Consider the following 22,826-nt stretch of genomic DNA (forward strand, 5'->3'; position numbering starts at 1 on the left):
TTTTCTCCCGCAGGTCTACTGAGTAGGGTTTCATCTGATTTTTTACTTTTATCTTCTCAACTACTGTACCAAACCGTTACACAAAGTGCTGTATTACCGGAAATTATTAGCTTACTGTGACTCCCCTAGTCCAGATAAAGCCTAAGAGCTTCTAGCACCGCCTCTCGATCGAATTTTGCTAATGTGAAATATTAAGCTCTTGTTCAAAGAGGTAGTCCGGGAATTAGAAAACTTGCTAGAGTGAACAGAGTTAGCCTTAATGTCTAATCGCCAAAACCTATACATCTCATGGATTTTGCTAATATTGCATCCCAGTTGAACGCTGGAACGATTTTACCAGAGGGGATTGTTATTCTCACCCTCTTGGGGGTTTTGATTGTTGATTTGATTTTGGGGCGTACATCCGCACGCTGGATTGGATATCTAGCGATCGCAGGTTTACTTGCTTCGATTGTCGCCCTATATTTTCAATGGGACAATCCTAATCCCATCTCTTTTACCGGTGGCTTTAATGGTGATGACCTGAGTATCGTCTTTCGCGGCATCATTGCCTTGTCTGCGGCTGTCACTATACTGATGTCAATTCGCTACGTCGAGCAAAGCGGCACTCCTTTAGCCGAATTCATCGCTATTTTGCTGAGTGCTACTCTTGGAGGGATGTTTTTATCCGGGGCTAGTGAGTTGGTGATGATTTTCATCTCCCTAGAAACCCTGAGTATTTCCTCGTACTTGCTAACAGGTTATACCAAGCGTGACCCCCGCTCCAATGAAGCGGCGCTGAAATACTTGTTAATTGGAGCTTCCAGTACAGCAATATTCTTGTACGGTGTATCACTGCTGTATGGATTATCTGGAGGACAAACTGAACTAAGTGCGATCGCAAATGGCATTGCCACAGCAAAAGTGGGACAATCTTTAGGTTTAGTGATTGCCTTAGTTTTTGCGATCGCAGGGATTGGCTTTAAAATCTCTGCCGCACCTTTCCACCAGTGGACACCAGATGTTTACGAAGGCGCTCCCACCCCAGTCATCGCCTTTTTATCTGTCGGTTCCAAAGCAGCTGGGTTTGCCTTAGCCATCCGCTTACTGACAACAGCCTTCCCCCTTGTTGCTGACGAGTGGAGGTTTGTCTTCACTGCTCTAGCCGTTCTGAGCATGATTTTGGGTAACGTAGTCGCCCTAGCTCAAACCAGCATGAAACGAATGCTAGCTTATTCATCCATTGCCCAAGCTGGGTTTGTGATGATTGGCTTGATTGCTGGGACACAAGCAGGGTATGCCAGTATGATATTTTACCTACTGGTTTACTTGTTCATGAACCTGTGTGGCTTTACCTGCATCATCCTGTTCTCACTGCGGACAGGAACCGACCAGATTGCCGAATACTCTGGTTTATATCAAAAAGACCCACTCCTAACACTGGCGTTGAGTATCGCCCTGCTTTCCTTGGGTGGTATTCCACCATTGGCTGGGTTTTTCGGCAAGATTTACCTATTCTGGGCTGGTTGGCAAGCAGGACTTTATTGGTTAGTCTTGCTGGGCTTAGTTACCAGCGTCGTCTCCATCTACTACTATATTCGCGTAGTTAAGATGATGGTAGTCAAAGAACCCCATGAAATGTCCGACGCGGTGAAGAATTATCCACAAGTACGTTGGGATTTGCCTGGGCTAAGACCCTTGCAAGTCGGGTTGGTGGTAACATTAATTGCTACTTCCATAGCAGGAATTTTGTCGAATCCACTGTTTACATTGGCGAACAATTCCATCTCCAATACCGCATTTTTGCAAGCAACAATCAACAGTAATGTCAAAGCACAAAATCTACTGCTTTTGCCAAAGTTAGATTCGGTTAGTCAGTCTCAACCCTCAGTTGATTCTACCGCTAAGATTTAACCGAGTCTCAGTACAACTTTGTCATCAAAGAAACGCCTGTTTGCTGATTAGCAGACAGGCGTTTGTCATACAGCAGTTTTTTTGCATAAAGTACAAAGCTACAGGTTTGGAGGCAGGAGATATAAATTATTTATATCTGATTTTGAGTCATACGTTTTGTATCTCAGTTAATCACAAGCCATTGTATTTTTTTATCATCTTACTGTATGAAGATGTGCTTATAGAACTTTACTAAAATAAAGCGCAACCTTATATAAGATTGCTATAACTTAAACTTTATGAGGCTGAGTTAATAGGTATCTTGATAACAAATTCTGCGCCTTTCCCTGGAACAGAAAAACAGCTAAGTTGTCCGCCATGTTTTTCAACTATAATCTGATAGCTTACAGATAGTCCTAGTCCCGTGCCTTTACCCACAGGTTTAGTAGTGAAAAACGGATCGAATACCTTTGAGTGAACTTGTTCATTTATTCCCAAACCATTATCAGCAATACTAATCCCTATCCATTTTTCATCGATTACCTCAGTTTTGATTTTAATTTGGGGATGATTATTTATCTGCTTTTGATTGTCAGTTACTTGTGAATTGGCTGCCAACGTCTCCAGTGTATCAATAGCATTAGCAAGAATATTCATGAATACTTGGTTAAGTTGACCAGGATAGCAAATTACATTGGGTAGTTGACTATATTTTTTGATAACTTGAATTTCTGGATACTCATGCCTAGCTTGCAGTCGATGCTCCAAAATCATTAAAGCACTATCAATTCCTTCGTGAATATTAACTTCCTTAAGTTCGGCTTCATCGAGTCTGGAAAAGTTACGTAGCGATTTAACAATTTCCTGAATTCGCTCTGTTCCCACTGTCATTGACTGAAAGAGTTTAGCTATATCTTGAATCAGAAACTCTAAGTCTATTTCTTCTAGTTCCTCTTGGATTTCGGGAGTATTTGGACAAACTTGTTGATAAATTTGCACCAATTTCAGTAAATCATGAGTGTATTTATGGGCGTGGTGAAGGTTCCCATAAATAAAACTCACGGGGTTATTAATTTCATGAGCAATACCAGCGATCATCTGTCCTAAACTAGACATTTTCTCGGCTTGGATAAGCTGAGTTTGGGTAAGTTGTAGTTCCTTTAGTGTTTCTTGCAAAGCATTGGTACGCTCCTCAACCCGAATTTCTAGCTCTTGATTAGCTTCCTTGAGTGCTTCCTCTGCTTCTTTACGTCTTTGCACTTCTCTTGCTAACTCATCAATTTTCTGGTTTAGAAGAAGAAAATTATTGCTGGCTAAATTTCTATTTTCTAAGCGTAAGAGAATTAAAGCTGAAGATCCAGGAGACCAAGGTTGAATAACGGCTCCTTGGCTACGACATATTAATGTTTGTCCATCATTATTTCGTAAAGTCAAAGAGCCAATAACCATTGCTCTACTACTTGAACAAGCTTGCAGATACTTAACAACATCCTCAGTAGACTGAGTTACAAGTTCAAATAGCATTCTTCCTGGCAGTTCTTGACGGCGTAACCCCAGCATCTCTGCTACTGGTTGATTGGTAGCTAACAACTGACCGTCTCCACTCACCAGGAGTAAAGGTTCTGGTAAAACTCTGGCAAATTCAAGAAATTGTTCAGGAGTCATAAGGCTTCCAATTTCATGGTTCGATTCTAATTTACATATCTGCACTCAAGCTTGTATATTAGGGTTGTTTTAACAATGAAGAGTTTACACAGATTCTAGTCCTCTAAAGTATTCTCTACCTTCTGCATCTTCTGCCTCTTCTGTAAATTTTAAGTAAACAATCACTCTACATCCAGAAGCACCCTGTGCTATGGTCTCTTGCAATTCTACTTTCGCATATCCCAGATTATTAGCTGCGATCGTCCCAAAAACGTTTGAAGTTATCATACACATGGCAGGGCGATCTAGAACTTTTTCCCCAAAAGGGCAGATGCGGTTGCCAAAGACAATTTTTTCATCATCCTGCTCAATAATATAAAAATCGCCTTGAATTCGTTTTTTTAAATCAATCAAGACATCAGCGACCTGCTTACGGGAAAGTTTAGAGACTTCCAGGGCGGATTTGTAATCTTGGTCAAGCTGTTTAGCCATCCTTTCACCAACTACACTAATAAATCCAGAAGCTTCTTCTAAGCCAACTACATCCTGCAAAGTGCCAGATAATTCTCTGATTAGTGTACGTAAAAATATATCGCGTTCTAAAGAAAGATTAAGCGTAGCTATCGAATGATTAAGTGCATTAGTCATAAATTTTAAGGGTACAATCTTGGAACTACAGTTATAGAGTTCCCCAAAATACCCATAAAGTAACTGCTTGATATCTTTCTTAAGAGAATTTCGTGTTTGCTTATATTTCCAAGAAGTTGCGATCGCTATCAAAATTGCTGAATCTTGTCGTTGCAACAGTTCCTGGTCTTGAAATTGAATCTTTTTTAAATAAAATTAATTTTAAAAATTGATGGATTTACTATTTTAAGAGATGGGAATGCTGATGATGAACTCAGAACCTTCTCCTAACACAGATTTTACTTCTAGAGTTCCCCTATGTTTTTGAACAATTATTTGATAAGCAATTGATAATCCTAATCCTGTTCCTTTTCCCACAGGTTTTGTTGTAAATAAATGGTCAAACATTTTTTTCTGGATGTCAGCCGATATTCCTACGCCATTATCTTGAATCCTAATCAATGCGTGATTTATATCTTCAATTTTGGCACTAGCAGTATGAATGGTAATTTGATTAGGATGTTTTTTAATTTCATCAAAACTCAATCCATAATTAGATTCTTCTAAAGCATCAATTGCATTTGCCAACAGATTCATAAATACCTGATTGAGTTGTCCTGGAAAGCATTGTAAAGGAGGAAGCTCACCATAATTTTGAACTACTTGAATAGCAGGACGAATATTATTATCTTTCAAACGGTGCTTGAGAATAATGAGAGTGTTATTAATACCTTCATGAAGGTTAAATAAAACTTTATATTCTGTATCTGCTCTAGAGAAATTTCGCAAGCTGTTGCTAATATTAGAAATACGATCGGTGCCTTCCTTCATTGATGAAATAAGCTTAGGTAAATCCTCACATATATATTCTATATCCATCACTTTGATTGTCTCTTGAATTTCTTGAGATGTTTCAGGATAAGTTTGCTGATAGAGATCGATCAGATGTAACAAATTTTGAATGTACTCTTGAGCCGGAGTCAGATTACCTGCTATAAAACCAACTGGGTTGTTAATTTCATGAGCTACATCTGCAACAAGACTTCCTAAACTAGACATTTTATTCTGCATTATCTGAAGATTAAGAAGCATCATCTCTAATTCATTACTTCTTTCTTCTAAATTATTTTGATATTCCTTTAATTCAGCAATTACTTTCCTGAGCAAATATTCTTTTTTTTCATTTGTCTCTTCTAATTTTACCCGATCTGCCTCAGAACGCTCTAATTGCTTTTGGATAATTCTATTCGCTTTTTTTAGTTCCTTAATTTCTTTTTGGTAATCCACAATTTCCATCAGCTTTTACCGAGTTCCCAAAATTAAAGTTACAAAAGTTTCATTGTGAAATTGTGTCTGGCTAATTTTATCTATAGGAGCAATTTCTCCATAAGAATAAAATCCACAGCCAGGTAAATGGTAGTCCAAACAGAGTTTTGTATTCTGGTACTCTTCTTTTGCTCTCGTACCAAGTATTTGCCGACGAGCTACACATGAAAAAAATAAAACAGCACTTGGCTCTACACCTAGATAATTATCTAAGGCATTCATGAATGATGCTTTGGAAGCTGCCAAAATATCTTCATAACCTGCTTCTGCAATTTGAATCACAGCTCCATCTGGAATATCTGCAAAAAAGGTGATACTACCAGATTCTTGATTGTAAGCAATAGGCGCTCTTATATAAAAGTTGTCTCCATTGTGAGCAAATACTGCTAGAGGATATTCCATTGAAGGAGGAAGTAAACCTAGATAATGATGATAAAAATCTAAAGCTGGCTTACCATCTATTTCATAGAGTATGTTCTTATCTACCTTAGTCACTTGGCTTGTTTGACCGATGGGATGCCAACCACTTGCAACACCGTGAGAAAACAATATTGTGCCGGAAAAAAGCAGAATTGGTACAGAATCACTTAATACTTCTGTTTGAAAAAATTGATATGTATTTTGATATCTGGACTGATCGCCTGCTAAACCACCAAATATCGGTACATCTTGACCAAGAGCTAACTTTAAGCCATTCAATATAGATACACCACTAGTTGTAAGACTCTCTGGATGAGTTAAACATAGCTTTGGAGTTGCATTACTTTTTGCTTTGGCTTGCTCTACAGCTTGTTTAGTTACAGTAATTGGATCGCCTGAAACATTGCGTCCAACTCCTGCATAAATTTCAACTTCATCTGAGCAAAACAACATTAAGGTAATTGAGTCTTGTTGAAACTCTAAGACTGAAGAAATTTCTCCATCTGTTGTTCCACCAATCAACTCAATTCCCGGAAAAGCCTGATAAATTTGCTGCAAAATCAGAGAATGTTCAAAGTCAATCGCACAAAAAAGAACCCCAGCTTTTGGTATATCTCCTGTAAGGGAACCGACACATTGCTGAATAACTTCTTCAACTGCCGATAGAGAATCTGGATCGTTGCTGTGACCTACTACTGTTTTAAACATAAAGATTCCTATAACGCCACTGAGTATGATTATGAAATGGGAAGTTTAACGATAAACTCTGAACCTTGTCCTTGTGCTGAATTTACCTCTAGAGTTCCTCCATGTTTTTCGACAACAATTTGACGAGCAATTGATAATCCTAATCCTGTACCTTGACCCACAGGCTTGGTGGTGAATAAATGGTCAAAGATTTTTTCCTGAACATCAGGCGACATTCCCACCCCATTATCTTTAATCCGAATTAAAATATGATTATTGTTTTCAGTGAGAGTGGTTTGAATCAAAATTTGATTAGTATTTGCTTCAATCTAAATATAAGTTCGTCCTATATTAGACTCCTCTAAAGCATCAATAGCATTGGCTAATAAATTCATAAATACCTGATTTAATTGTCCGATAAAGCATTCTAAATCTGGCAAATTATCGTAATCTCTAATGATTTGAATTTCGGGTCGACCCTCAGATGCTTTTAAGCGGTGTTTGAGAATCATGATTGTGCTATCGATGCCATCATGAATGTTGCAAGAAACTTTGCGATCGCTATCTGCGCGAGAAAAGGTTCTCAGACTAGTACTAATATTACGAATGCGCTGAACACCCTCTTTCATTGAGGAAATTAAGTTAGGTAGATCGGAAAGCATATACTTCAAATCTATCGCTGCAATTTCCTCTTGAATTTCTGGAACTGGATTAGGATAGTGCTGCTGATAGAGATCAATAAGGTTAATCATGTTTTGGAAATATACTGAAGCATGTCCGAGATTGCCATGAATAAAACCAACTGGATTATTAATCTCATGAGCAACTCCTGCTACTAATTGACCAAGGGCAGACATTTTTTCTGTCTGTACAAGCTGAAGTTGAGACTCTTGTAGGTCTTTTAATACCCTAGACAACGCTGCTGTCCTTTCTGCAACTCGTTTCTCTAAAGTTTTTGTGAGATTTCGTAATTGCAAATGGGTTTTAATTCTAGCTAATAATTCTTCTTCATGAAAGGGTTTAGTGATGTAATCAACTGCTCCTATACTTAGACCCTTTACTTTACTATCAGTATCAGAATTGGCTGTCATAAAAATTACTGGAATATCACAAGTAGCTAAGTTTTTTTTCAGTCTTTGACAAGTTTCAAATCCATCCAATCCCGGCATCATTACATCTAACAGAATTAAATCGGGTAGTCTATCTTCGGCCTGCTTTATTGCCCTATTTCCATCATTTTCTGTAGCGACTTTAAAGCCAACATTGGTTAATATGTTAAAGACAATTTCTAGATTTGTAGTAGTATCATCCACCACTAAAATCAAACTATCTTCTGGCAGATTAAGTATTTGTAAATATGGCTTGGAATTCATATATTTAAATTAAGTTAAGTTAATTCCTTGTTTATTGTTTACTATTGCCCTGCGATCGCAGCTAAGTCACCTCTACTTTTTTTCGCAGACGGACTGACAATTTTTTTCTCTGACAATCCTATAGTTCCCAAAAAGTCTGATAACAGCAACATTCTCACACCAAATTGCTCTATACGACCATAGGAGCGATCGCTCCAACATAGCCATCAACTACAAATCTGCACTTTCACTAGAGTTGAAGATCCTCTTTCATGAAGGCGATCGCTCTAAAATTAGTTATTATTACCCTTGTCTTTTTATAAATGTAGTGCTAAAGTTACATTGTTGATCCCCATCAGTTAACCTTTTCAGTTAGTCAACCATATTTCTTTTTCCTGGAGACACACAGAAGTGGCTACTTTTATTTTTTAATAAAAGTATGTAGATAACTGTTGAAATATTTATATGTGTTTACATACTACTATGTAGTGGTGTAAATGAAACTTGTGCATTTTAAATATATAATTTTTTTAAAAGTTTTCAAAGACTCTTTAAAGAATAATATCGAGCTACTGTCTGTGTGGTAGGGCAACCCATTTTTTTGGTACTTTAAACTAATACATTGTTATGAATCAATTACTTTGTCCTGGTTTGTACTGTCCATTTCCATCTCAGACTAATAAGTATGTTGATGTTCTAGAAGAGTACTCTCTTGAATGGGTACTTCGCTTCAAACTCTTGCCAAATGAATCATCTTATCAGCGTTTTTGCAAGTCTAAATTTTTTTTATTAGCTGCATCTGCTTATCCTTACAGCAATATTGAAGAACTGAAGATTGCACATGACTGGCTGAGTTGGGTGTTTATTTGGGACGATCAATGCGATCTATCAGAGTTAAAAAACAAACCTGAAGTATTAAATAATTTTCACCAAAGATATTTGGAAATACTTAATGGTGCAGAACTTACGAGCCAGGATACACTATTTAGTCATGCATTAATTGACTTACGACAACGAACTATCCAAAGAGCTAGCATAAAATGGTTCAATTATTTTATCAGCTACTTGGAAGACTACTTTTGTGGGTGTGTTCAGGAAGCAACCAACCGCGCCAAGGGAATTGTACCTGATGTGGACACTTATATTATGATACGTAGATCAAGCGTAGGAGTTTATGCTGTTCTCGCATTAGCGGAATTTTGTAATCAGTTTATGATTCCTGATATTTCAAGAAACCACTCCCTTGTGAAAAAGCTGGAACTAATTACAACTGATATTATTGCCTGGTCTAACGATATCTTTTCAGTATCCAGAGAAATAGCTAGCGGTGATGTTCACAATTTAATATTTGTCTTGCATTATCACAATAAAATTTCTATAGAAGAAGCAATAGATCAGGTGACAAATATCCATAATGAAGCAGTACATTCATTAATCAGAACAGAATCATTTCTTCCAGATTACAGGGAAGAATTAGATGTTGAAATTACCAAATATATATCAGGAATGCATAGTTGGATTCGTGGTAATGTCGATTGGTGTTACCAGTCCTCTCGCTATCAAAATTTAGAGAGGCTGGAGTTAATAGAATTCAAATAATCAGATTTAACCTAAATTGACTAGCTAAAGTTAGTTAAGCAGTGAAATTGTAATATTAACTAGCATCATTTCAATTTGTATTTAATAAATATTTCATCTCCTGCGTATAAAAAATAGTAGGAAGAATAAATCGCCATTAACTCACCATAATTTCAAAAAAAATAGATGCAACTACCTAATCCTCTCAAAAGTCCCTCTTTAGTACAAAAGCTTCATTGGGTTAGTGACCCAATAGGCTATATGGAAAATGCAGCCCAGCAATATCCTGATATTTTTACTGGTGAAATAGTTGGTTTTGGCGATACAGTGGTCTTTGTGAATCAACCCCAAGCAATTCAGGAAATTTTAACTAACGATCGCAAAAAGTTTACAGCCGTGGGCGAACTCAACGGAATTTTAAAGCCTCTTCTAGGGGATTATTCAGTTCTGATGCTGGAGGGCGATCGCCACAAACGCCAACGACAACTCGTGACACCCTCTTTTCATGGAGAGCGGATGCAAGCCTACGGTCAGCTAATCTGTAATGCTTCTGAAAAAATCTTTAGTCAGTTACCACTAAATAAGCCATTTTTTGCTCGTGACCTCACAAAAGAAATATCTCTGCAAGTTATTTTACAGGCTATCTTTGGCTTTTATGAAGGAGAAAAAATTCAAAAACTTAGGCAACTATTGCCATCCTTCTTACAGCTTTTTGAGTCGCCTCTTACCTCTAGTTTATTTCTTTTCTCGTTCTTGCAACAAGATTTAGGAGTTTGGAGTCCTTGGGGAAAGTTCCTGCGCATTCGAGAGAAAATTGATCAATTTCTCTACACTGAAATTGTTGAGTGTAAGCAACAACGCGATCCAAAACGCACCGATATTCTCTCTTTGCTTATATCATGTCGGGATGAAGCAGGTCAACCGATGACAGATCAAGAGTTGCGCGATCAGTTAATAACCCTAATACTTGCTGGCTATGATACTACTGCAACGGCAATGGCTTGGGGATTGTACTGGATTCACAAAAAGCCTTTAGTCCGTGAAAAACTGCTCCAAGAACTGGATACTCTAGGTGATTCTCCAGATCCTATAAGCATTTCCCGACTACCATATCTCACAGCTATCTGTAATGAAACCCTGCGAATTTACCCCGTCACCATGTTTTCGTTTCCCAGAGTAGTGCAAGAACCCCTGGAATTATTGGGACATCCTTTAGATGCTGGAACTATACTGATTCCCAGTATTTATCTCACTCATCATCGAGAGGATTTATATCCCCAATCTAAGGAATTTAAACCAGAGCGCTTTATTGAACATCAATTTTCTCCCTATGAATTCCTACCCTTTGGCGGTGGTGTCCGTCGTTGTATGGGCGAAGCTTTGGCTTTATTTGAAATTAAGCTAGCATTAGCAACCATTGTGTCACACTATGACTTGATGCTAGTTAATCGGCGGCCAGAACAACCTCAGCGTCGAGGTTTTAACCTTGCTCCAAGTAGTGGAGTCAAAATGGTAATGATAGGATAACGTGCGTGTCAAGAGTCTTTAATTAATATGACAACTACACCCGTATCTTAATAGATTTTCAAGTTAAATTGATGGATCAGCAAGTTTGTAGTAAGCACTTTAGTGCTTACTACAAACTTGCTTGAAATATTTTTGCTTACCTACTGAGTCTAGATATCTGACTGTTGCATCGGGATCTCAATCACGAACTCAGTCCCCTTTCCTGATGTGGAATCGCAGGTTAAAGTACCTTTGTGTTTGTCCACAATAATCTGATAGCTAATGGACAGTCCTAACCCTGTGCCACTTCCTACCGACTTGGTAGTAAAAAATGGGTCAAATATTTTCTGCTGTACCGCTTTTGTCATACCAGAACCATTATCGGCAATCCGAATTATCGCCGTATTAGAATCTGTTAGTTCAGTAAAGATGCGAATTTGCCCGACAAAATCAGAAGCTAATAATGCATCTAGATCATTTATTCTTTGTTCTTTGTCATTTACCAATAATGAATGACTAATTACAAATGAATCTTCTAAAGCATCGATTGCATTACTCAGGATATTCATAAACACCTGATTGAGTTGACCAGGATAACAAATAACTTCCGGTAATTTCCCATATTGTTTGATAACTTCAATTTCAGGAAAATTGCTATTTTCCTGAATTCGGTGTTGCAAAATCATTAAGGTACTGTCTATCCCATCATGAATATCTACAGGTTTCATCTCAGATTCATCTAAGCGAGAAAAGTTGCGTAAGCCCAAAATAATATTTCGGATACGCGAACTCCCCACCTTCATTGAAGTGAGAATCTTTAGCAAATCTTCTGCTAGAAAATATATATCAATTTCCTCAAGTTTTTCTTCAATTAAAGGTGAAGGATGGGGATATTCTTGTTGATAAACAATTACCAAATTAAGCAAATCTTGGACATACTCACTAGCATGACTAATGTTGCCATGAATAAAGTTAATCGGGTTATTGATTTCATGAGCAATCCCCGCTACCATTTCTCCTAGAGAAGACATTTTTTCACTTTGAATCAATTGAATTTGGGTACGCTGTAATTCCTGGAGAGTTTCTTGTAAACAGTGATTTTTGTCGTTGAGTTCCTGAGTTCTTTCCTGGACTTTCTCTTCTAAGGTATGGTTATATTCCTCTAAGCTTTCCTTAGCTTGTGCCAAATTTTTGTAGAGAATAGCATTCTCTAGAGATATTGCTGCTTGAGTAGTAAGGAGTTTGAGAACTTCTACGCGATCGTGGGTAAAGGCTCCTGTGGTCAGCTGATTTTCTAGGTAAAGAATCCCAATCAATTTACCTTGATTTAGAAGAGGTATAGACAATAAACTCTTAGGCTCTTCACTAATAATATAGTTGTCACCTGCTAGAAAAGAAACAGCCATTGCATCATCAATAACTAAGATTTCTCTGGAGCGCTTAACATAGTTAATCAAAGTGATGGGAACATCGTAGCTTGACTCAAGGGAAGTGGATGGAAACTCAGTGTAGGTATGCTCAAAATTGGAACTTGAACAAATAGCCGTGACAGTTAATGCTAAGTTATTCCCTTCGCTCAAAACTAAAGCGCATTTAGAAGCTCCCGCATTCTCCATAACAACTTCCATCAAAGTAGAAAGTAGTCGCTCAAGCTCGATTTCTCCAGATAGTGCTTGAGAAGCTTTAATGAATGCGGCTAAATCCAGAGAATCAGAAATACTTGTCTTCGAGCCAATAACAGTTTGTTGATTACTCAGGGTAGATAGAGATGATATAGATGTGTGATTGAAAGAAGTGCTTTCCTCGCTGGAATTGATACTCACTTTTTCTTGCTGGAATATAGGAGCAAGCAATTGAGGATAGTATTTTGCCAAATCATCAACTTTGGCTAATGCTCCCCAACGAATATAACTATAGTAAGCATCTGTGATATAGGTTTGGGCAATCTTATGTTTACCCCATTCTAAATAAAATTTGGCGGCGAGTTCTTGAGCGAGGGCTTCTTCATTAATGTACTCATGTTCTTTAGCAAGAAAGATAGCGCGATCGTAAAATTCCATTGCTTCAAGATATTGACCACCAATCCGATACCTTTCTGCCTCTACAAGATAATATTTGTGTAAATAATTCATTGGAGCATGATGTGCCCAATGCTGCATTTTTTGCTGATTCTCTTGAACCTTATTCAGAATACACTTTTGTTCATCACCCGATGCATCAGGGTATACAGCCAGTCGTACTAGTGAATCATACAAGTAGAAAATAGGAGTAACCTGCTGTCCTATTCCACCTTGTAAATACTTTTCTGCTAAAGTAGCATTCTGTAAGGCTAAAGGATATTGCCGAAATAGGTAACAGAGATGTAGTTTGCTTACATATAAATAGAAAATTCCCATGACATCATTAGTATCATGGTAAAGTGGCAACATCTTTTTTTCATCGTAAGCTTCACCAATTAAATAACAGGGATCTACTGCATTTCCTATTAAGTTCAAGACGCTCTGTTGATGGAGCGTAATCCAGTTAAATACTGTTTTTTGGTTAATTTGTCTGATGACATTACTGTAATTTGCCATCTCACTTTCTAACCCTGTGAGGACTTCACCAATGAAATATGAAGAATAGGAATAAGAGTGAAGATAATAAGCTGCATATTCTAAATCTCCTATTTCTAGTGCGGCATAGTAACCTTCCATTAAAGGTTTTAATACTTTCCTAGTATGTTCCTTCCAATGCCTAATAGTTGTGTTAAATACTAGCAGAATTTTAGCTTGAACACCTTTAGCATTCAGCTTATCTGCCAAACTACTAGATAGTTTGCCAAATTGATAGCCAGACTCAATATCTCCTACTAAACTGCTGAGTATTAACCCGTAATTACCATAGCCCAAAGGAGAGGAAGGAGCATTGCCGTGTTTGAGCGATAAATCGATTGTTTTCAGAACAATGAGCGGAAAAAGTTCAGGAGCAACTGCATAGGTAAGAGGGTTTACAGTTGATAATATACGCATTATTGCTAGAGGTTGGGCTTCTATCATTTTTGGCAGATTAATTAAGTCCTCAATGGGTCTTTCATTGAGATTCAACGTTAATTCTGCCATTGCTAACTGAATATCAGATTGACTTGGATGTTCAGGAAACTTGACTCCTAAAAGATTCAAAAAAGTTAGACCAGTATTTACAGCCTCTAGTGATTGGTTTCGCGCCCCATAAGCCTGAATTTTGATTTCATAAACTTTTACTTTTTCTAGCAGTGTTTCACTTTCCAACACTACCTCTGCTAATTCCTCCATCTGTTCAAAATTGCCAGCCAGGTATGCTGATTCTGTCGCAGTCTCATATAAAGCTAGGGTAAGACCATGTTTTGTCTCCCAACTATCATCTGTCAGCAGTTGGATACCAGTAGTTAAATAATTAAGAGCAGCCGGATAAGCTGTTGATGCTAAAGCTTTACGTCCAGCAATTAGATTCATCTGGGCTAGTTCATCTCGTTTAGTTTGAGGGGAGATGAATTCTACTGCGATATTAAACTGATTGACAAGCTCAAAAATCTTTTCTTCCTGTTCTGCAACCGGAATATTGTTCAATAACAGTAGCCCAATTTTTAAGTGAATTGGCTTTTTTTGTTCTTCAGGAATCAAAGAATAAGCGGCTTGCTGAACTCGATCGTGTACGAATTTATATTTAGGTAGCTGTAAATTAGAACTTGAAAATTGTGTAGATTCTATTCCATGAACAGTAAATTCTTGATTAGTATTTTCTTTTGCAAAAATATTGTAATTCTCAGCCTGTGGTAAAACTAATCCATCAAGTAATGCTTGCCATAAGTCTGATGCTGTATCTATTACAGATTTTTCATTGACGATCGCTAGACTCTTTAAGTCAAATTGATTACCGATACAGGCAGCAAGCTTCAGAACTCTTTGGGTATTTATTGGTAATTTTTCTATTTGCAGGGCAATAAATTCCACTACATCATCTGTGAGAGCTAATTCTTTGACTTTAGAAATATCATACTGCCAATAACCGGCATCAAAGTTTAATCCGATTAGCCCCTCATCATATAAAGACTTAAGGAATTGGACACAAAAGAATGGGTTGCCTTTCGTTTTAGCAAACACCATTTGGGTCAGAGGAACTGCAACTACTTCAGGACAATGCAGAGTATCAACAATGAGATGATTTAAATCACCCTGATTTAAGGGTGCTAGGGTGATTGTATTAATAGCTGCTCCTGATTTCTCAATCTCCTTTAATATAAAATAAAGCGGATCTACCTTGAAAACTTCATTGTCTCGATAGGAACCAATTAACAATAACCCTCCCGGATTTTCATGCATCCGTTCTGTCTCTTCTGAAAGAGAAGACAATCTGCTCTCACACATTAACAACTGAATTAATTTCAAAGAGGCTGTATCTGCCCATTGCAAGTCATCGAGAAAAATAACTAGAGGATGTTCTTTAGTTGTGAAGATTCGGATGAATTTTTCAAACAATAAATTGAAGCGATTTTGGGCAGCAATACCAGAGAGTTCTGTAACCGGAGGTTGCTTACCAATAATCTGTTCAAGTTCAGGAATTACATCGATAATTACCTGGGTCTGTGTACCCAATTCCAGCAGAATTTTGGCTTTCCATTGTTGAATTTGGGCATCAGTCTCTGAGAGTAGTTGCCCGATTAAGTCTCGAAAAGCTTGCACCAATCCTGATAAGGGAATGTCACGTTGAAACTGGTCAAATTTTCCTTTGATGAAGTAACTACGCTGCCGGACAATCGGTTTGTGGACTTCATTAACCACAGCAGTTTTGCCAATGCCAGAGAAACCCGCAACTAATATCATTTCTGTTGCCCCTTCTGTCACACGCTTAAAAGCAGCGAGTAGGGTTTCAACTTCAGCTTGGCGACCATAGAGTTTTTCAGGGATTACAAAACGGTCTGAGATGTCCCTCACACCTAGTTTAAAAGGAGCAATATCTCCTATATCTTGCCACTGGTTTTGGCACACCTCCAAGTCATGCTTTAACCCCAAAGCACTCTGATAGCGGTCTTCGGCATTTTTTGCCATCAGTTTACTGATAATTTCAGACAAAATTGCCGGAATCTTAGAGTTAATCCGGCTGGCTTTTAGGGATTGTTTGGCGATATGAGAGTAAACCAACTCCATCGGATCTTTAGTGGTGAAGGGTAACTGTCCGGTGAGGAGTTGAAAGAAGGTAACACCAAGGGAATAAAAATCAGTCCGATAGTCGATACCTCGGTTCATCCTTCCTGTTTGTTCTGGAGAAATGTAAGCCAAAGTCCCTTCTAGGATATTGGGATTAGTGAGAAATTGAATTTCTCTTGGTAGGAGAGTAGCAATACTAAAATCGATGATTTTTATTTCATCTGTGGTAGGGTTTATTAAGATATTTGCAGGCTTGATATCTTTGTGAATGATGCGATCGCGATGCAGTCCTTCAAGGGTAGAAGCAATTTTAATAGCAATGGGGAAAAACTCATTGAGGGAAAGACAATTTTCCTCCTTCTCCTTGTTCTCTAGTCGCCAATCTTGTAGAGAAATGCCACCAAAATCTTCCATCACTAGGACGTAGCTATTACGGTAGCTTTCTAAGCTATAGGTTTTCACTATCCCAGAAAGATCGAGGCTTTTGGTAATGATATATTGATTGCGGAACTGGGCTATTTCCGCGAACGTAGGATATTCGTTCCGCATTAACTTGAGAATGACTGGTTTTTGGTCTTGTTCTCTAATGCCCCGATAAACTAGGGTTTTACTGCCGGAGTAAATTTGCTCGGTGATGCGATAGCCAGGAAACGCATATAATGTATCTAATACTACTAACATCGTAGACTATGCTCATAATTCTTGTTTCTATGGTTTAGTATTCCCGTGTGAAGGCTATCATTATCATGAAATAATAATTTTGTCTGTTTATTTTGTATTAATGAAAATAGTTTTTACCTAAATATCTGCTCTTGAACTATGTAATTATGAACAGGATAATTTGGGTATAAAGACATAAGCTTACCAAGCACATAGTTACTAAGTTTATCTGGTAAATATTTGCTTTTACTGCTTTTTTCTGTGAGCCAGCTATCAATACGGTTCGGATAAGATCCCCTCGCCTACGGCGACCCCCTTAAAAAGGGGGTAAAGATTAGAAAAAGCGCCCCTTTTAAGGGGGGTTGGGGGGATATTCGAGAGACGAACACCTTAACCAAACCGTGTTGGGCTAACTATGAAGTTGTGATGTAGATTTTGGATATAGCAAATTAAACAATAAAAAAGCCTGCCGTTCTTCTTAGGTTAAGAGCAAACTGCGGCAGGTTTAGTTGGTTTAAGACTACTTTGTTAGAGTGTAAACATCTTCTCCTACGAAGATGCTGCGCGAATAGAGAATTCAAAATTCAAAAATTATAAAGGCGCAGATAATTGCTAGTTATTTTTTCCTGTTTTTGAATTTTGTTGTCAACGATGATTTGTCAACATAAGTGTTTTTGAACTAACTATTTTTACCCGCTTTTAATCGGACACCCGTTATGAAAAACAGGGTGTTTTCGACTGCGATAATAATAATGAGTACAAATGCTACTTGATTTTTTGTTTAATAAAAGTCACAACCTGACTTAGCTGTTTCTTCAAGCCATCGATTTCAGCTTGCATTTTGACAATTTTCTCGTTCAAGGCATTAATTTCTGCCTCAGAGACTCCTGCGGTAGTAGGGGTTGCGTTGCTTGCCGCCGTAGGCATCGCAGTATTTGCAGCAGTAGGAGTTGCTAACGTCGCAGTGTTTGCGACGCTAGGGGCTGCTACTGTAGCAGTTGCAACACTAGAGGTTGTAACTGTGCTATTTTTAACAGCAACCCCCGCTCCGACTGCAACTAATTCTGGGCGTGGCTGTTTCGCCTTGGTCATCGCTAACTTAATTGCGTTAATTAGTTGCTTTTGATCGAAAGGCTTGCCCAGAAATTCAAAGTATTCAAAGGGTTCTGTGATTTTCTCAGTTACTTCTTCCTTGCGACCAGACATGATCACCAAAGGAATTTTCCTTAATTCCGGATCGGCTTGAACTTTCTGGAAAACCTCCCAGCCACTCATTTTAGGCAACAGGAAATCCAGCATAATCAGGCTGAGTTTTTCCTGAAGGATAAAATTTAGTCCTTCTAAACCGTCTTTTGCTTCCAGTACCTCAAAATTGCCCGGAGGCAACATTTCTCGTACTTTTACCCTGACAACTGTAGTGTCATCGATAACTAAAATCTTGTTGCTTGCCACGACTGTTTGCTCTAACAGAAACTTTAAGTGTAAATAGCGGCTTTGCCGATTGTCCTTGAGAATCCTCCCACTATATACAAAATTTCTAGCAATTGGGGGATAGTATATTTCGGTATAAATGACATTGTTATAGGTGTTTTACAAAACCCTTGCTTACTGTTTTTTCGATTTATGTCATGGTGATATTTAAGGCTTTAGCTTTGATTTGAGGCATAAAGGACACGGAGACACGGTGATTTCATTCAGAGTGTTCCCGCATTTCCCGCTTGCTGCGTCTATTCTTATCTATCATTTGTTAATTGACACAACACTCCTCTAATATCCGTATCTTGCTTGGATATCTATGATTTCGTCACAACAAGCTGAACTAAAGTCTGAAATTGCAGCAATGCCTAGCTGGTTACGTCGCCCTATCGGTAAAGCCAGTGAAATCTCTACCGTACAACGCATTATTAAACAGCGCCAAATTCACACAATTTGTGAAGAAGGGCGCTGTCCTAACCGGGGAGAGTGCTATGCCCAGAAAACTGCAACTTTCTTGCTAATGGGGCCTACCTGCACACGCTCTTGTGCTTTTTGTCAAGTAGATAAAGCTCATGCACCGATGCCTCTTGATTTAGAGGAACCCCAAAAGGTAGCACAAGCAGTACAGCTTTTGGGATTGCGTTATGTGGTGCTGACTTCTGTTGCCCGTGATGACTTGCCCGATGGGGGCGCAAGGCATTTTGTGGAGACGATCGCTACTATCCGCCAATTAAACCCAGAAACTCAAATTGAAGTGCTGACCCCTGATTTTTGGGGTGGTGCTGGTGTTGGGGAATCAGGTCAACACCAACGGATAGCGATGATTGTAAGAGCTAAACCAGCGTGTTTCAATCACAATATCGAGACAGTGCGGCGGTTAACTGGGCCAGTACGCCGGGGAGCTAAATACGATCGCTCGCTTCTGGTACTGGCTATGGTTAAAGAAATCGATTCGACAATTCCCACCAAATCAGGTTTGATGCTGGGACACGGAGAAACACTTGATGAAGTCATTGAAGCAATGGCTGATTTAAGGGCTGTGGGATGCGATCGCTTGACTATTGGGCAGTATATGCGTCCAACTCTTGAACATCTCCCAGTCAAAAAATATTGGACTCCAGAGGAATTCGATCAACTCGGCAGATTAGCATGGAAAATGGGATTTAATCATGTCCGTTCTGGGCCTCTGGTTCGCAGTTCCTATCATGCTGGAGAAGAGGAGAGGGAGCAGGGAGCAGGGAGCAGGGAGTAGAGGGGAAAGAGGTAATTTTAATTCTCTCCCTTACCCCCTGCGCCCTACCCCTTTGCCTCTTCCAATCCTCAATTCCCAAATTCACACAAATATTCTTAAAGAATTTGGGTTTTTGGTACGCCAGTTTGGTATTTCTTAAAAAGTCATGACATTAGGAGAATCGCATTATGACCGCTAAAGCTAAGACTTCCGCAGTTGCCGACAGTGGAGCTAAACCTCCCTACGCCTATCGCACAGGCTGGGCAATATTCTTGTTAGCTATCAATTTCCTGGTAGCAGCCTGGTATTTCCACATTATTGAATAGTTAGAAGTGGAATGGTGCTGCTCAAATCGTTCCTTTGAATAAACCTTTGGGACGAATGAGCAGCACCAAAATCATGATTAACAGTGCTACACCCTGTTTATACTGTGAACCCAGCCAGGGCGTGCTGACTTCTTGGACGATGCCAATGATAAAAGCTGCTGCGATCGCACCGTAAGGGTTGCCAATCCCCCCAAGAATCACTGAGGCAAATAACGGTAGAATTAAGAACCACCCCATATTGGGACGCACGGCTGTAATTAACCCATACATACTGCCGCCTAATGACGTAAGAGTGCCAGCAATTAACCAAGTCCAGAAAATTACTCGGTCAACATTGATACCTGAAACCCTAGCTAAGTCTAGATCGTCAGCAACTGCTCGCATCGCCTTACCAATTTTGGTATTTTGCAGCAAGTAATGCAGCGCCAAAATTGCTAGCACCGCTAACCCCAATACCAATAATTGATTTTGCGGTACTTTTAAGCCAAAGATGTCTAAAGCTGTGGTAACAGGCAAATTATAATTTTGGTTCTTGCCACCCCAGATTAAAATAATGCCATTGCGAAGAAATAAGGCAAGTCCGATAGAAATAATAATTAGCGTAGTGGAAGTAGCACGGATAGAGCGCATCCTAGACCACAATAACTTTTCCGATAAGAGCATTGCTGCTACTGTTCCTACCGCTGCCAGGATCATTGACAGCCAAATATTAACTCCAATACTATTGATCAGCCAAGTGAGATAGGCTCCTAAAGTGAGAAAGTCACCATGAGCAAAGTTCGATAACCGTAAAATTCCATAAGTAAGAGTGAGTCCGACTGCGGCTAGAGCAATAATGCTTCCTACCGCAATTCCATTGACGATTAGTTGGGCGAATTGTATATCCATAATTCTTAAGTTGCGGTTTAAAAATTTTAGGTCAGTGGTTCATATAATAATTTTTTTGGACTAGCTGCTAAACTCGACATCATAAGTTATGGTTTATAACAACATAAGTTATGGTTTATAAATAAAAAAGAATTGTCCGCTAATATACATAAAAATCCTTTTTGGATTTTTATGTGAAGCTAAACTTGTTCAGCGGTCTAGTTGACCATGCAGCAGTACTCAAGCTTACCAGACCACAACTCACAGATAGATGCAACGCCAAAACTTTTGACAACAATTCAGCAACTTCGCGCCAAGTTGTGGCTGGAGAGCAGCTTGAACCAGTTGCAAAGTCGCCTTAATCATTACCTGCTTTCTGCTTGTAACAATGTCCTACAGGCAGAAGCCGCAGAAGCAGAAATTCTCCAAGCTGTGGTTAACGAGATTAGCAGTGTAATGAACAGCGGTAATCTGGCGCTTACAGATTATGCCGTCGGCATCGCTCTATTTCAACCACAAGAAACTGTTGCCACAGTTTGTTATGTTTCTCGTTCTCCATCCCCAAACTCACAACCTTTATTTCTGGAAGTGCTGACAGCAGAAAAAAAGCTGCTGTTAAGATTGCAAGAGGTTATAGAAATCGAAGATTTGCAACAGCTTGAGAATCAACAGCCACCGAATGCTTGGCGGTTAGCTGATGATTCTGGTAGCGTTATGGGCTGGCTAATTATCGCCGCAGCGCCCCTAAGCTTTAATCGCGATCCACTCATAGAATCACAAGCTCAACTCAGATCGGAATTAATGGGCAGGTCTGCCAACTACTGTACAACAGCCTTGTCACAACTTAGATATATCCAATTTTGGCAGCAACAATATCAACAGTTAAGTAACTCTAATCAAGAATTGGAGCGCACCAATCAACTCAAAAATCAGTTTCTGGCAAACACCAGCCACGAAATTCGCACACCACTTGGTTCCATTCTTGGGTTTACCCATCTGCTTTTAACTCCAGGGTATGAACCAACTAAAGAACGTCAGCAAGAGTATTTAAATATTATTGAGTCTAGCGGCAAGCACTTGCTAGCTCTAATTAATGATATTTTGGATCTCTCTAAAATTGAAGCAAATCAGCTAGAGGTACAATGCGAGATAGTAGATGTGCGATTGCTGTGTAAAAATGTTTTGGCAATGGTGAAAGAGAAAGCCGCTAGTAAGGGTTTAAAACTGCGTCTAGAAATTGACCCCGATATTACAACCCTAGTAGCTGACTCTTTGCGACTCAAGCAAATGCTGTTGAATTTACTCTTCAATGCCTTAAAGTTCACCAGCAAAGGAAGTGTTGGCTTACAGGTTGTTCCCGAAGGTGTATCTGTACATTTTACAGTTTGGGATACTGGCACTGGCATTTCTCAAGAAGACCAGACTCAACTATTTGAACCCTATTTCCAAATTGCCAAGGCTGTCGCTGGTGGTGCTGAAGGTACTGGTTTGGGTTTAGCAGTGACTCGCAAACTTGCCCAAATTCACGGTGGTTCTGTGAAAGTTGAATCTGAAGTAGATAGAGGCTCCCGTTTTACTCTTGTGCTTCCCCTTAAGCAAGAGGCAAAAGTGGGAATCGATAAGAGAGATGATGAAGCAAAATATTCCTCATCTTCTCTCCCTTTCACCCCTAGTTCTTCCATAGATATTTTACTGATAGAAAATGACTTACCCAATGCTGATTTGATGCAAATTTATCTCCAAAAATTGGGATATCGGGTCACTTGGGTCAAGAATGCTGCCGAAATGTGGGAAGCTCTAACACAGCTAGACCTAGCAGTGATTTTAATGGATGTTTTTCTGGCAGATGAAAATGGTCTTAACTTGGTGCAACAACTGCGAGAACACGAGCAGTATCACACGATTCCGGTAATTGTTCAAACAGCAATGGCGATGAAAGGCGATCGCGAAACCTGTCTAGCAGCTGGAGCAAATGACTATATTTCTAAACCGATTGATTTACCACTTTTAGCCAGTCTGGTAGCCAAGTACAGCAACCCGCCAATATAGGAGGCAGGGAGCAGGGAGACAAGGGGAATAACCAATGACC

General features: G+C 39.1%; 13 protein-coding genes and 1 pseudogene. 6 read left to right on the plus strand and 8 right to left on the minus strand.

The features are described from left to right. Positions 1–288 precede the first annotated feature (288 nt). Positions 289–1,893 (plus strand): NAD(P)H-quinone oxidoreductase subunit N, encoded by a 1,605-nt coding sequence (locus tag V7K55_RS09220; RefSeq protein WP_334830397.1) that lies wholly within the window; start codon positions 289–291, stop codon positions 1,891–1,893. 276 nt (positions 1,894–2,169) lie between these two features. Here V7K55_RS09220 and V7K55_RS09225 read toward each other — a convergent pair whose 3' ends face one another. The 5 genes and pseudogenes from V7K55_RS09225 to V7K55_RS09245 form a co-directional block, all read right to left on the minus strand. Beyond that, positions 2,170–3,537 carry an ATP-binding protein gene (locus V7K55_RS09225; protein WP_334830399.1) on the minus strand — a complete coding sequence of 456 codons (1,368 nt, stop codon included), beginning with the start codon at positions 3,535–3,537 and terminating at the stop codon, positions 2,170–2,172. 84 nt (positions 3,538–3,621) lie between these two features. Next, positions 3,622–4,164, minus strand: coding sequence for a methanogen output domain 1-containing protein (locus tag V7K55_RS09230; protein ID WP_334830518.1), 543 nt, complete (start codon positions 4,162–4,164; stop codon positions 3,622–3,624). Between the two features lie 225 nt (positions 4,165–4,389). Continuing rightward, a complete protein-coding gene (locus tag V7K55_RS09235; protein WP_334830401.1) occupies positions 4,390–5,439 on the minus strand; it encodes a sensor histidine kinase in 1,050 nt (349 codons plus the stop codon). Positions 5,440–5,445: 6 nt separating this feature from the next. Beyond that, a complete protein-coding gene (locus V7K55_RS09240) occupies positions 5,446–6,597 on the minus strand; it encodes an FIST signal transduction protein (protein WP_334830404.1) in 1,152 nt (383 codons plus the stop codon). Positions 6,598–6,626: 29 nt separating this feature from the next. After that, positions 6,627–7,949: pseudogene (locus tag V7K55_RS09245) on the minus strand (sensor histidine kinase). A gap of 606 nt (positions 7,950–8,555) precedes the next feature. Between V7K55_RS09245 and V7K55_RS09250 the strand changes: the two are divergent. Both V7K55_RS09250 and V7K55_RS09255 read left to right on the plus strand, forming a co-directional pair. Continuing rightward, the gene (locus V7K55_RS09250; RefSeq protein ID WP_334830406.1) at positions 8,556–9,527 is read left to right on the plus strand and encodes a terpene synthase family protein; all 972 of its coding nucleotides are present in this window, start codon (positions 8,556–8,558) and stop codon (positions 9,525–9,527) included. A gap of 165 nt (positions 9,528–9,692) precedes the next feature. Beyond that, complete coding sequence (locus V7K55_RS09255; RefSeq protein WP_334830408.1) at positions 9,693–11,033, plus strand: cytochrome P450; 1,341 nt, start codon at positions 9,693–9,695, stop codon at positions 11,031–11,033. 149 nt (positions 11,034–11,182) lie between these two features. Here V7K55_RS09255 and V7K55_RS09260 read toward each other — a convergent pair whose 3' ends face one another. Continuing rightward, complete coding sequence (locus V7K55_RS09260; RefSeq protein ID WP_334830410.1) at positions 11,183–16,858, minus strand: trifunctional serine/threonine-protein kinase/ATP-binding protein/sensor histidine kinase; 5,676 nt, start codon at positions 16,856–16,858, stop codon at positions 11,183–11,185. Between the two features lie 744 nt (positions 16,859–17,602). Then, entirely contained in the window at positions 17,603–18,289 is a 687-nt protein-coding gene (locus tag V7K55_RS09265; RefSeq protein WP_334830413.1) for a response regulator, read from the minus strand. Positions 18,290–18,632: 343 nt separating this feature from the next. Between V7K55_RS09265 and lipA the strand changes: the two genes are divergently transcribed. After that, the gene (lipA, locus tag V7K55_RS09270; protein WP_334830415.1) at positions 18,633–19,565 is read left to right on the plus strand and encodes a lipoyl synthase; all 933 of its coding nucleotides are present in this window, start codon (positions 18,633–18,635) and stop codon (positions 19,563–19,565) included. A 167-nt stretch (positions 19,566–19,732) separates the two neighbouring features. Then, positions 19,733–19,870 (plus strand): photosystem I protein PsaX, encoded by a 138-nt coding sequence (locus tag V7K55_RS09275; protein ID WP_334830417.1) that lies wholly within the window; start codon positions 19,733–19,735, stop codon positions 19,868–19,870. A 21-nt stretch (positions 19,871–19,891) separates the two neighbouring features. On the opposite strand, the gene V7K55_RS09280 is transcribed toward V7K55_RS09275, so the two are convergent. Then, positions 19,892–20,758 (minus strand): branched-chain amino acid ABC transporter permease, encoded by an 867-nt coding sequence (locus V7K55_RS09280; RefSeq protein ID WP_334830419.1) that lies wholly within the window; start codon positions 20,756–20,758, stop codon positions 19,892–19,894. Positions 20,759–20,965: 207 nt separating this feature from the next. Here V7K55_RS09280 and hrmK point away from each other — a divergent pair, with 207 nt between their 5' ends. Further along, positions 20,966–22,786 (plus strand): hybrid histidine kinase/response regulator HrmK, encoded by a 1,821-nt coding sequence (gene hrmK / locus V7K55_RS09285; protein ID WP_334830421.1) that lies wholly within the window; start codon positions 20,966–20,968, stop codon positions 22,784–22,786. Positions 22,787–22,826: the final 40 nt, after the last annotated feature.

It is taken from the genome of Nostoc sp., from assembly GCF_036919895.1.
GTDB lineage: Bacteria > Cyanobacteriota > Cyanobacteriia > Cyanobacteriales > Nostocaceae > Nostoc.

Coding starts and splice junctions, on each gene's coding strand:
- hrmK (WP_334830421.1), top strand. CDS start 20,966: ATGCAGCAGTACTCAAGCTTACCAGACCACAACTCACAGATAGATGCA.
- V7K55_RS09235 (WP_334830401.1), bottom strand. CDS start 5,439: ATGGAAATTGTGGATTACCAAAAAGAAATTAAGGAACTAAAAAAAGCG.
- V7K55_RS09280 (WP_334830419.1), bottom strand. CDS start 20,758: ATGGATATACAATTCGCCCAACTAATCGTCAATGGAATTGCGGTAGGA.
- V7K55_RS09220 (WP_334830397.1), top strand. CDS start 289: ATGGATTTTGCTAATATTGCATCCCAGTTGAACGCTGGAACGATTTTA.
- V7K55_RS09275 (WP_334830417.1), top strand. CDS start 19,733: ATGACCGCTAAAGCTAAGACTTCCGCAGTTGCCGACAGTGGAGCTAAA.
- V7K55_RS09230 (WP_334830518.1), bottom strand. CDS start 4,164: ATGACTAATGCACTTAATCATTCGATAGCTACGCTTAATCTTTCTTTA.
- V7K55_RS09225 (WP_334830399.1), bottom strand. CDS start 3,537: ATGACTCCTGAACAATTTCTTGAATTTGCCAGAGTTTTACCAGAACCT.
- V7K55_RS09260 (WP_334830410.1), bottom strand. CDS start 16,858: ATGTTAGTAGTATTAGATACATTATATGCGTTTCCTGGCTATCGCATC.
- V7K55_RS09240 (WP_334830404.1), bottom strand. CDS start 6,597: ATGTTTAAAACAGTAGTAGGTCACAGCAACGATCCAGATTCTCTATCG.
- V7K55_RS09255 (WP_334830408.1), top strand. CDS start 9,693: ATGCAACTACCTAATCCTCTCAAAAGTCCCTCTTTAGTACAAAAGCTT.
- lipA (WP_334830415.1), top strand. CDS start 18,633: ATGATTTCGTCACAACAAGCTGAACTAAAGTCTGAAATTGCAGCAATG.
- V7K55_RS09250 (WP_334830406.1), top strand. CDS start 8,556: ATGAATCAATTACTTTGTCCTGGTTTGTACTGTCCATTTCCATCTCAG.